The organism is Blautia faecis (assembly GCF_027662325.1).
In the GTDB taxonomy this organism is placed as follows: Bacteria; Bacillota; Clostridia; order Lachnospirales; family Lachnospiraceae; genus Blautia_A; species Blautia_A faecis.
In genome coordinates this window covers 1-11296 of sequence record NZ_JAQDKY010000064.1, presented here as the reverse complement: position 1 = coordinate 11296, position 11296 = coordinate 1, and the positions used below count along the sequence as shown (strand labels likewise).

Sequence of the window (11296 nt, the reverse complement as noted above, 5' to 3'; positions counted from 1 at the left end):
CTTTTAATCAACTAAATAGCAATTGATTTATAGGAGATATTATGAATCCAAAAGCTTTAAAATCACTTGAATACTACAAGATTATCGACCAACTGACAGAGAAGGCTTCTTCCCAGATGGGGAAAGACCTGTGCAGGCACCTCCTGCCCTCTGAAGATGTTTACGAAATCCGTCATATGCAGACCCAGACCAGAGACGCCCTCACACGCCTTTTCCAGAAAGGAAACATCTCCTTTGGAAGCGTAAAAGACGTGCGCGGCTCACTGAAACGTCTGGAAATCGGAAGTTCCCTTGGAATTTCCGAACTCCTTGCCATTGCCGGACTTCTGGAAAATACCAACCGTGTCAAAGCCTACTCCCGAAATGAGCGCGGAGATGCAAGAGAAGACTCTCTGGACGGCATGTTTGAGAGTTTGGAGCCATTGACTCCCCTCTCAGCCGAAATCCGCCGCTGCATCATTTCCCAGGACGAAATCAGTGACGATGCCAGTGCCGGTCTGATGCATGTACGCCGCAGCATGAAAGTTGCCAATGACCGCATCCACACCCAGCTGGCCTCTCTGGTAAACGGCAGCGCCCGCAATTACCTTCAGGACTCCGTTATCACCATGCGAAACGGCCGCTACTGTATCCCGGTAAAAGCCGAATACAAAGGTCATGTTCCAGGTATGATCCACGACCAGTCTTCCACCGGCTCCACTTTATTCATTGAGCCTCTGGCGATTGTCAAACTAAACAACGACATCCGCGAGCTGGAGCTTCAAGAACAGAAAGAGATTGAGGCAGTTCTCGCTACCTTAAGTGAACAGACCGCCCAGAATGTGGACGCCATTCGCGCAGACCTTGACATTATGATCCAGCTGGATTTCATTTTTGCCAGAGCAGGACTTGCACTGGATATGAATGCCACAGAACCCATTTTCAATACAGAGAAACGCATTCACCTGAAACAGGCACGCCACCCGCTCATTCCCAGAAAAAAAGCCGTTCCCATTGACATCCGTCTTGGAGAAGACTTCGACCTCCTTGTTGTAACCGGACCAAATACTGGTGGTAAAACCGTTTCCCTTAAAACAGTTGGGCTTCTGACCCTGATGGGACAGGCGGGACTTCACATTCCAGCCCTGGACCGCTCCGAGCTTTCTGTTTTCCGTGAGGTTTACGCAGATATCGGGGACGAGCAGAGCATCGAGCAGTCTCTCAGTACCTTTTCCTCACATATGACCAACGTAGTGTCTTTCCTGAAAAAAGCAGATCAGGACTCTCTGGTGCTTTTTGATGAGCTTGGCGCTGGTACCGACCCGACAGAAGGAGCGGCACTTGCCATCTCCATTTTGTCCTTCCTGCATGAACAAGGCATCCGCACTATGGCAACCACCCATTACAGTGAACTGAAAGTTTACGCCCTGTCCACTGACAGCGTTGAAAATGCCTGCTGTGAGTTTAATGTGGAAACCCTGCGTCCTACTTACCGCCTGCTCATCGGTGTTCCTGGAAAGAGTAATGCCTTTGCGATTTCTTCCAAACTTGGACTTCCGGACTTTATCATTGAGCGCGCCAAAGATCAGATCAGCCAGAAGGACGAGTCCTTCGAGGATGTACTTACCTCCCTGGAAAACAGCCGCGTGATCATCGAAAACGAGCGTCAGGAAGCAGAGCGTTATAAAACCCAGATTGCTTCCCTGAAACAGGAGTTAGAGTCCAAGCAGGAGAAGCTGGACGAACGTAAAGAGCGGATCTTGCGCGAAGCCAACGAAGAAGCCCGTAAGATTCTTGCAGATGCTAAGGAATACGCAGATCAGACCATGAAAATGTTCCACAAATTCCAGAAAGATCACGTGGACACTGCTGCCATTGAAAAAGAACGCCAGAATCTTAGAAACCGCATGAACAAAGCCGAAAAGGGCATGTCCATAAACACCACCGTAAAGAAACCGAAAAAAGAGCTGAAGCCTAAGGATCTTTCCCTTGGAGACACCGTTCAGGTACTGAGCATGAATCTGAAAGGAACTGTCAGCAGTCATCCCGATTCCAAAGGCTTTCTTTTTGTACAGATGGGTATCATCCGTTCCAAAGTTCATATTTCTGACCTGGAGCTTGTTGACGAACCAGTTATCAACACTCCTGGACTTTCCAGAACAGGAGCAGGCAAAATCCGCATGTCCAAGTCTACCAGTGTTTCCACAGAGATCAATCTTCTTGGAAAAACTGTAGATGAGGCTGTGGCAGAACTGGATAAATATCTGGATGACGCTTATCTGGCACACTTAAAGAGCGTGCGTATCGTACATGGTAAAGGTACCGGTGCCCTTCGAAAAGGAGTACACAATTATCTCCGCCGTCAGAAGCATGTGGCAGATTTCCACCTGGCTGAATTTGGCGAAGGAGATGCTGGTGTTACCATTGTAGAATTTAAGAAATAACTATATTTTATAAGGAGAAACTATGGTTGCTAAGCAGAAAATCCTCATTGTCGATGATGACAACAATATTGCAGAGCTGATTTCTCTGTATCTTACCAAAGAATGTTTCGAAACAAAAATTGTAAACGATGGCGAGCTGGCTTTAAAAGAATTTCAGACTTTTCGCCCGAACTTGATTCTTCTGGATCTGATGCTTCCAGGTATTGACGGCTATCAGGTCTGCCGTGAGATCCGCCACACCTCAGACGTGCCGATCATTATGCTTTCCGCAAAAGGAGAAACCTTTGACAAGGTACTTGGCCTGGAGCTTGGCGCCGACGACTACATTATCAAGCCTTTTGATTCAAAAGAACTGGTTGCCCGTGTCCGTGCAGTTCTACGCCGTTTCCAGCCCAAACAGGCTGCAGTTGTAAGCGATGAGAAATGTGCCACTTATCCGGATCTTATTGTCAACCTTACCAACTATTCCGTTACTTATATGGGAAAACAGGTAGACATGCCGCCTAAGGAGCTGGAGCTTCTCTATTTCCTTGCTTCCTCACCCAATCAGGTATTCACCAGAGAGCAGCTACTGGACCACATCTGGGGCTACGAATATATTGGCGATACCAGAACTGTAGACGTTCACATTAAACGTCTGCGCGAAAAAATCAAAGATCATCCGAACTGGTCTATTTCTACAGTCTGGGGAATCGGATACAAGTTTGAGGTAAAAAGCGAATGAGAAAAACGGTTCACAGCAAACTGATCTGCAGTTATATTTTCATTGGAATTGTAGGCTTCCTTTTCGCTACAGCAGGTGGCTCTCATTTCGTGGAAACCTATCTGGAAGAAGAAGTTGGCGCAAGGCTGTATGACAGTGCTGTACGATTTGCTTCTGATGCTGTCACTGTACAGCAGATTGCAGACAATGATAGCAAAGGACTGGAAAAGATTATGGATATTCTGGCTTCCGGAGAGGAAGCCGGGATACTAATCCTGGATAAAAATTTCCATGTGATCGTGCAGTCCTCAAATCTGGAATATAACGTCAGTTCTGCGAAATCCACTGCCGATTCTGAAGTTCAGACTTCAGAAACAGATAAAATCCCAGAGAATGGAACATCCTCTGAAAAATTCTCTGCTGCAAACACAATTTCCATCCCCTATTCTGATCTGGACTTCTGGCTTAATACCCAATATCAGATCAGTAATTTTTATGGCTATTTTTCCAGTCCCCATCTTAATGTGATGATATCGGTGGAAAATTCCGGTGTAACAGAAGGCTATGTTACCTACCATTATGACATGCAGCAGCTTTATCAGAAACGAAGCGGTCTTCTTGGAATTCTTCAGATGGTTTTTTTTGCCGTGTATGCCTTGTGCGGACTGCTCCTTCTCTGCTATCAGAAATGGATCCATACTCCAATGCAGCAGATCATCAAGGGGGCTTCCGAATATGCCAACGGAGATCTGAGTTATCGCATTCCAGTGAAATCCGAGGACGAAATGGGCTATCTTGCCAAAACTCTGAACTACATGGCAGACAGGATCAACCAGAACGGAGAATACCAGCGCACCTTTATTGCCAATGTTTCCCACGATTTCCGCTCTCCTCTGACTTCCATCAAAGGATATGTGGAGGCAATTCTGGATGGCACCATCCCCCCGGAATTGCAGGACAAATATTTAAATATCATTTCCCATGAAGCTGACCGTCTGGAAAAACTGACGCGGAGCCTTCTGGTGCTGAATGATCTGGATGAACGGAAACGGATGATGAATATCCGCAAATTTGATATTAATGATGTGATCAAAAATACTGCCAATACGTTTGAGGTAATCTGTTCCAAAAAGAATATTGACCTGGAACTGCTGCTTTCCGGAAGAGAGCTGTTCGTAGAGGCAGATATGGAACAGATCCAGCAGGTACTGTACAATTTATTGGACAATGCAATCAAATTCAGTAATGACAATTCCTCGATCAACATTGAAACATCCGTAAAAAATGATAAGGTTTTCGTTTCTGTGAAGGATCACGGAGTAGGAATCCCCAAGGACAGCCTGTCCAAGGTGTGGGACAGATTTTACAAGACAGATACCTCCCGCGGAAAAGACCGGAAAGGTACAGGACTTGGGCTTTCTATTGTGAAAGAGATCATCAAAGCTCATAATCAGAATATTAATGTGATCAGCACGGAAGGTGTTGGAACAGAATTCATTTTTACTTTAAAGAAAGCAAAATAAATTATTCAGCAATTCTTTTTATAAACGAAGACCTGGAGCGTGTTTGAAAAAAGCTCCAGGTCTTTTACTATTTCCAGTCATATTTGCGCAGATGCCCATCCAGTTTCAAATGGGCAAAGTCATGCTGACGAAAGGCTTCATAAAGAATAATGGCAACCGAATTACTCAGATTCAGAGATCTTGTTTCTCCCAGCATGGGAATCCTTACGCAAGTCTCCTGATTGTCACGGAGAATCTCTTCCGGGATTCCAGCGCTCTCCTTGCCAAACATGATAAAGCAGTCGTCCTCATACTTCACATCCGCATAAGTCTGAGGTGCTTTCGTAGTCGCATAATAAATCTTCGCTCCAGGATTTCTCTCCAGAAAATCTTCATAATCCAGATAAGTAGTTACATCCAGATCTTTCCAGTAGTCCATTCCGGCACGTTTCAGTGCTTTCTCACTTAATGAAAATCCCAACGGCTCGATCAGATGGAGCCTGGTTCCTGTAGCCACGCAGGTACGTCCTATATTTCCTGTGTTCGCCGGAATCTCCGGCTCATGAAGTACAATGTTTAATGTTCCCATAGTTTTTATACTCTCCTGTAATTACAGCAGTTTTATTTCGATTTTAAGGCAATATCTTATATATCTCGTCTTTAGCCGGCCGCTCCAGATACCTGCCATTCCCATTGTAGTAAAGCATTCTGTCATTTCCAGCATTCGTCTGTCCAATCACAGCAGCCATCATGCCCATTCTGCGAAGCTCCTGCACCAATGCTTCTCCTGCCGGAATACCGATCAGAACAGCCCCTTCCGAATTCAGCTTATAAGGATTAATGTCAAAGATTTCACAAATTTCAATTGTCTCCTGGCGTATGGGTACCTTGGAAAAATCCATTTCCAGTCCCACCTGGGAAGCCTCCGCCATCTTCCACAGAGCACTCAGAAAACCGCCCTCCCCCATTGCATAAAAAGCGGTAGCGCCAGCCTCTTTTACATTTATCTCATCCGCAGTCCCGTAAAGGGTTCTCAGATTCTCTGCCTCCCGTAAAAAACCTTCTGAAAAATGCTCTCTTAAAATCTCATGTTTTTCCCTTGCAATCTGCGCTGTGCCGTAAAGAGCAATGGCTCCAGCCACCACCAGTTCGTTTCCAGGCGTAAGAAGCCCGCTGATTTCAGCCTGCAGTGCTTCCATAGCCGCTTTTCCAAGCCTCATTTTCTCTTTTCCCTACAGAAGAAGAGAGAGGACAGCAGGAACTACCATTGCCAGAACAAGAATAACAGCAATGATCGCAGTTACAAGTTTTCTTTTCTTTGGATCAAACATTCCCATAATTTTTTAACCTCTCATAACCATCCGGCACTTTACAGACTACAAATATACGCCATGTCAATACGGCCAGCCGAACAGTTACACCCTTTCTTTATTATATCTGAATTTCCTTCACTGCCGCATTATGAAGCAGTGGATCCCGGTTTTCATAGTCAAACAGCAATATTTTTCCATCCCGGAACACCTCAATATGTGCTGTCCTTGGCACCTTTTCCTGGCGCCTGTACTCCCAGACTGCTTTCTCATAGGGCTTCTGGTCGTACTCAAAGGATGGATGGCTTTTCAGGTTTTCGCGAAGATACAGGTCGTAGATCATGCTGTCTGCCACCTTTTCCCAGGTCGCAGTTTCCATTCCTCTGCAATCTTCCGCAGCTTTTCCCGCAGGATTCTCCACCTCAGGATCCTGATTTCCAGATTTTCCTGCGGATTGTTCTTCCAGTTCTTCCTTCACAAACTCCAGCAGGATCTCATATCTGCGCATTCTGGAATGGGAAATCTCTGAATAACCTTTTTTCTCATAAAACTGTCCTAGCTTCTCATACAATGTGAAAGCATCCTCAAACAAAGGCTCCACACAGGCGATGGTATTCTGAAACTGTCCACTATTATAGTACAGTTCCACCATACTTTCCACCATTTTCAGCTTCAAAATGTCTTCATATGGCAGCCATCTGGTTCCCAGTACCTCATATGGCTCCAGTTCTTTATGCACAATGCCATATTCTTCTGTCATCTCTTTCATATGAGAGCCCTTCAGAACCTTCAGAAATCCAAGCTGAAGCTGCTGGGGACGAAGTGCATAAACATCATTGAAGGACCGGTGAAAGCTGTCATAATCCTCGTAAGGAAGACCAGCGATCAGATCCAGATGCTGGTGAATATTCTTAAAACTGTGGATGCGTTTTACAATCCCTGCCAGCTTCGGAAAATCCATAGTCCTGTGGATAGCACGAATAGTGTCCGGATTTGTGGACTGTACACCGATTTCCAGCTGGATCAGCCCCGGACGCATGGTGCTCATCAGTTCCAGTTCATTTTCCCTCAACAGATCTGCGGAAATCTCAAAGTGGAAATTGGTAATTCCATTATCATGGTCTTTTATGTACTGCCAGATGGTCATTGCATGATCGTGCCTGCAATTAAAGGTTCTGTCCACAAATTTCACCTGTGGTACTTTGTGATCCAGGAAAAACTGAAGTTCTTTCTTTACCAGTTCCAGGTCGCGAAAACGCAGTTTCTTGTCCACAGAAGACAGACAATAGCTGCATGAAAAAGGACAGCCCCGGCTGCTCTCATAATAGATAATACGGTTTTCAAAATCCTTCAGATTTTCGTAAGCAAAAGGTACCCTGCTTAAATCCATGATCTGCCGCCATCCGTTATTCTGAATTGTACCGTCTGGTTTACAGTACACAAGTCCGGTGGTTTCCTCCAGAGAAGGACTTCCATTCACATAGTGCTTCACCAGTTCCAGGAAGGTCTCCTCTCCTTCTCCAACCATTATACCATCAAATGCCGGATTTTTTTTCAGAAATTCCTCTGCATCATACGATACCTCCGGGCCTCCCGCCCAGAAAGGAACATCCGGCAGGATCTTTCTCAGATCCTGCATCAGTTCCCGCACAAAAGTAATGTTCCAGATATAGCAGGATATGCAGATCACATCCGGGTGACATCTGTAAATATCCTTCAGAATGTCATCCTTCTGCTGATTGATGGTGTATTCCCGAAGTACAACATTGCTGTCATATTCTTTTGCGCAGGCTTTCAGGTTAAAGACAGCCAGATTGGAATGTATATATTTTGCATTACATGCTGCAAGTAATATCTTCATCGTTCTTACTCGTCCAGAAGTTTCTTTAACTCTTCTTTATCCGTAAGACCAACCAGACGGTGTGCTTCTGCTCCGTTCTTGAAAATGATCAGGGTAGGAATGCTCATAACCCGGAACTGCTGTGCAAGCTCCATGTTCTGGTCCACATCAAGCTTTCCTACTGCATAACCTTCCTCTCCCAGTTCCTCCACGATTGGCCCCTGACGCATGCATGGTCCGCACCAGGTTGCCCAGAAATCAAGAAGAAACGGTTTCTCGGATTTTAATACTTCCTCTTCAAAATTCTGTGTTGTGATTACTTTTGCCATAATTGATCCATCCTTTCTATCGGTCTATTCTTCTCTCTGATTTCATGTCGAAATTCTACTTTTTTTGTCTGTTTCTCACATACTGGTTTGCACTGAGTCCTGCCTGTGCGCCATCATAAACTGCCTTTGCCACCTGCAAAAGACCGCCGGTACAGTCACCTGCTGCAAAAAGCCCCGGAATGGTGCTCTCCATCTTTTCATTTACCTTGATGTTGCCTTTCTCAGTAAGTGCCGCGCCCATCTGTCTTGCCATCTCTGCGCTTCCTGCAGTTCCAAGCGCTACAAAAATGCCGTCTGCCGGGACAAATGTCTCTGTCGAATCCCTTACCGGACTCTCCTGACTATGGAACTCTGAAGCTTCCATTTCAGCTTTCTTTCCTTCTGGCAAAAGCTGAAGGTTCTTCTCTTCATCAGTATCTGATTTTGCATCCGTCTCAGACTGAGAGATCAGACGCAGTCCGGACACCTTCTCGTCTCCCTCTACAGACTGAATTTTCATTGTATTCACCGCAAAAGAAGATTTCCTGGAAAACTCCGGTTCTTTCCCATCTGTGTAGATGGTAACAGAATCGGCCATAGGCGCCAGTTCTTCTGCCTCATGAAGAGCGAAGTCGCTGTTTCCAAGCACTGCAACATCCTTTCCCCTGTAGAAAAATGCATCGCACACAGCACAGTAGCTGACACCTCTTCCCTCAAATTCCTTAATCCCCGGAATTGCAGGAGCCTTTCGTTTGCTTCCTGTGGCAAGGATCACACTGATGGTGTCAAAATCACCTGCTGTTGTCTTTACTGTAAAAGTATCAAACCCGCCAATCCCCAGCACCTGTGCCTCCAGGATCCGCACGCCTAATGCTTTTGCCTGTGCAAGTCCTGTCTCAAATAATTCTTTCCCGGAAACAGGATGTTCCATACCATAATAATTCTCTATTTTTTCTGCTTTTTCCAAAGCACCAATGCCGTTATTGATCACCAGTGGATCCATATTTGCCCGGGCAGCATACAAAGCTGCGGAAATTCCTGCCGGTCCGGCACCGATAATGATTATTTTTTCCATATACTTCAGAATCACCTGCCTTTCTCATGATTCCAATCTTTCCCATATATTGTTATTTTTCTTACAATTTCACGGTTCAGTATCTTCACAGTTATACCCTTCCCGGAATAGTACCTGTTAAATAGTTACCTGACAATATACTTTCGATAAAAGAAATTCAGACTTTTCATTTTTCGTCGGTTCTTTTTTCGTCTATAGCCTTCTCTGCATAAGCCAGTCCCCAGAATATCACAGCTGGCATACACGCCATCAACGGAAACGCATAACGCAGAAGACCGTTTACCGGAGAAGCTATACAGATTGCCACATTCAGCGCCGGGGCAGCCAATACCAGGATTCCTTTCCATCGCTTCCTGTAGATCAGATATCCAAGGAGCAGAATCACGATCCATGTGTAGGTTCCCGCATTGCAGATCTGCGCAAGACCTGGAATCTGACTCCACAGATCGGCATAACGTTTCAACTGATTCCTTGTCTCTGCGGAAAAGATCTGATGATAATCTGACTCTTCAATCAGCGGCTCATTTACTGTATAGAAGCGGTAGGAGCTCTGCGCGGTGCAATTATGAAATGGGTAATAATATCCATAGCTGTTATGAAGTGTGGCTTCTATATACACCCCCGGATGCCTCAGAAACATGCTGAACCAGGCATTAAAGTAGCGTTTCAGCTTCGCCATGGTAATATGTCCGCCGCGATAAGTTGCCTTTACCGGATCAGACAGTTCCGGATTATACAAATCCGCAATCTCATCATACTTCATCACCCCGTCAATTGCTTTAGCTTCTTCCTTTGTCACATCATCCGGATATTCCTTCAGATATCTGGCTGTCTGCTGCATTGGAATTGAGAAAAATACTCTGGATGGGAAATTACCAATGTATAGTCTCGGTGCCACTTCTTTCTGAAGCCCCATGTAGCCCACTGTCACAAGGATCACCATTCCAACTGCATACAGTCTGCGTTTTTTTCCAAGGAAAAAGAATAACAGGATAAATGCAGGAAGCACCATGTAAAGTCCATTATTTCTGGTAATGCACATGCCAAAGCCAACCAGAAACAGCACTGTCAGCTGCTGTCTTAAAGACTGACCGCTTTTTTCCCGAAGGGTGGGAATGCAGCATTCCACATAGATTACCATGAAAAGGGAAAACAGAGCGCTGAAACTTCCATCCTTAATGATCGTCTGGGAATAAGCTCCAAATACAGGCACAAGACTGAAAAATGCGATACAGCAGATATTGAACCATCTTGGTGCTCCCCATGATTTCAGTTTATAACAAACAGTGGCATAACATACCGCATAAATCAGTGCCAGCACGCCAACCACCATGAAAATGCCCCAGTTATCACTGATCACATTTCCAATTGTCATCAAGGCTCCCATTATAAGGCTTAATTCCCATGGATGCTTGTTTGTAAATCTCTGATTTCCGGCAAACATATTCAGCTGCCGGAAGCCATCATAGGGAACACTTCCTGGCCAGAAGATCAGGATATAGGGAAGCCATCCTGCCAAAATCAGCAAAAATGCTACCAGAAGGTAGTGTTTTTCCATAAATTCCGGAAATTTCTTTATATTCCTGCTGTGCAGAAAAGGATGCTTCTCTCCATATGCATATAAAAGACTGATCACTATATCAAACAGAAAAAAGAATCCTGCCCATGTAAGCAATGCGATCAGAATCTGATTTCTCCCAGCTGTAAAGAAGGACCAGTTTCCCTGCACGGAAAAGGACATTCCGATCAGCATAAAAACAGAAAACATGGCGGCGATCAGATGCGTGATCCATTTACAGCTTCTGCAAAAATTCCTCCAGCATTTCATGTACAATGCAATGATCGCAATGAGAACCACCAGTTTGTCGATTCCGATTCCTGTCATCTCTTTCTTGCATAAAGAAAGAAATGTTTCTCCCGGATTATCTGCCGAACCAGCATACAAGCCCGTCATGGAAAGAGCAAACACTGTTAAAATGGCAGCAATAACCGGCAAAGTATATTTTTTTAATTTTTTTTCCACCAATAAATCCTCCCGATTTTTATCACACTGCCATTCTAACATTACTATATATGAAAAGCAAGGCGTGGTTTTTACAAGGTAAATTTTGGGAATTTACAGATTTTTTGAAATT

At 44.9% G+C, this 11296-nt stretch carries 9 protein-coding genes; 3 read left to right on the top strand and 6 right to left on the bottom strand.

The annotated features are described in order from the left end of the window. Window positions 1–41: 41 nt before the first annotated feature. Genes PGQ38_RS18295 through PGQ38_RS18285 form a run of 3 tightly spaced genes read left to right on the top strand, consistent with a single transcriptional unit; the run spans window position 42 to window position 4649 of the window. Window positions 42–2423 carry an endonuclease MutS2 gene (locus tag PGQ38_RS18295; protein ID WP_270433002.1) on the top strand — a complete coding sequence of 794 codons (2382 nt, stop codon included), beginning with the start codon at window positions 42–44 and terminating at the stop codon, window positions 2421–2423. A gap of 22 nt (window positions 2424–2445) precedes the next feature. Continuing rightward, window positions 2446–3147, top strand: a complete 702-nt coding sequence (locus PGQ38_RS18290; RefSeq protein ID WP_118582333.1) for a response regulator transcription factor — start codon at window positions 2446–2448, stop codon at window positions 3145–3147. After that, window positions 3144–4649: a sensor histidine kinase gene (locus PGQ38_RS18285; protein ID WP_118582330.1), complete on the top strand. Its 1506-nt coding sequence runs from the start codon at window positions 3144–3146 to the stop codon at window positions 4647–4649. Before PGQ38_RS18290 ends, PGQ38_RS18285 begins: the two co-directional genes overlap by 4 nt. Before the next feature lie 67 nt (window positions 4650–4716). Here the strand turns inward: PGQ38_RS18285 and PGQ38_RS18280 are convergent, their stop codons facing one another. The 6 genes from PGQ38_RS18280 to PGQ38_RS18255 all read right to left on the bottom strand — a co-directional run bounded on the left by PGQ38_RS18280 (window position 4717) and on the right by PGQ38_RS18255 (window position 11184). Then, complete coding sequence (locus PGQ38_RS18280) at window positions 4717–5217, bottom strand: tRNA (cytidine(34)-2'-O)-methyltransferase (RefSeq protein WP_173718216.1); 501 nt, start codon at window positions 5215–5217, stop codon at window positions 4717–4719. 43 nt (window positions 5218–5260) lie between these two features. Next, window positions 5261–5848, bottom strand: coding sequence for an AIR synthase-related protein (locus tag PGQ38_RS18275; RefSeq protein WP_173735093.1), 588 nt, complete (start codon window positions 5846–5848; stop codon window positions 5261–5263). Between the two features lie 211 nt (window positions 5849–6059). Then, the gene (locus tag PGQ38_RS18270) at window positions 6060–7799 is read right to left on the bottom strand and encodes a B12-binding domain-containing radical SAM protein (protein WP_204454379.1); all 1740 of its coding nucleotides are present in this window, start codon (window positions 7797–7799) and stop codon (window positions 6060–6062) included. Between the two features lie 5 nt (window positions 7800–7804). Next, on the bottom strand, window positions 7805–8107 hold the full coding sequence (gene trxA / locus PGQ38_RS18265; RefSeq protein WP_118582321.1) for a thioredoxin: 303 nt from the start codon (window positions 8105–8107) through the stop codon (window positions 7805–7807). A 55-nt stretch (window positions 8108–8162) separates the two neighbouring features. Next, window positions 8163–9161 carry an NAD(P)/FAD-dependent oxidoreductase gene (locus PGQ38_RS18260; RefSeq protein WP_204454381.1) on the bottom strand — a complete coding sequence of 333 codons (999 nt, stop codon included), beginning with the start codon at window positions 9159–9161 and terminating at the stop codon, window positions 8163–8165. A 166-nt stretch (window positions 9162–9327) separates the two neighbouring features. Then, complete coding sequence (locus PGQ38_RS18255) at window positions 9328–11184, bottom strand: DUF6020 family protein (protein ID WP_195478492.1); 1857 nt, start codon at window positions 11182–11184, stop codon at window positions 9328–9330. Window positions 11185–11296: the final 112 nt, after the last annotated feature.

What these genes read in the sequence shown, in the direction of transcription:
- PGQ38_RS18270 (WP_204454379.1), bottom strand. Translation starts at nt 7,799, where the DNA reads ATGAAGATATTACTTGCAGCATGTAATGCAAAATATATACATTCCAAT.
- PGQ38_RS18275 (WP_173735093.1), bottom strand. Translation starts at nt 5,848, where the DNA reads ATGAGGCTTGGAAAAGCGGCTATGGAAGCACTGCAGGCTGAAATCAGC.
- PGQ38_RS18280 (WP_173718216.1), bottom strand. Translation starts at nt 5,217, where the DNA reads ATGGGAACATTAAACATTGTACTTCATGAGCCGGAGATTCCGGCGAAC.
- PGQ38_RS18285 (WP_118582330.1), top strand. Translation starts at nt 3,144, where the DNA reads ATGAGAAAAACGGTTCACAGCAAACTGATCTGCAGTTATATTTTCATT.
- PGQ38_RS18295 (WP_270433002.1), top strand. Translation starts at nt 42, where the DNA reads ATGAATCCAAAAGCTTTAAAATCACTTGAATACTACAAGATTATCGAC.
- trxA (WP_118582321.1), bottom strand. Translation starts at nt 8,107, where the DNA reads ATGGCAAAAGTAATCACAACACAGAATTTTGAAGAGGAAGTATTAAAA.
- PGQ38_RS18260 (WP_204454381.1), bottom strand. Translation starts at nt 9,161, where the DNA reads ATGGAAAAAATAATCATTATCGGTGCCGGACCGGCAGGAATTTCCGCA.
- PGQ38_RS18290 (WP_118582333.1), top strand. Translation starts at nt 2,446, where the DNA reads ATGGTTGCTAAGCAGAAAATCCTCATTGTCGATGATGACAACAATATT.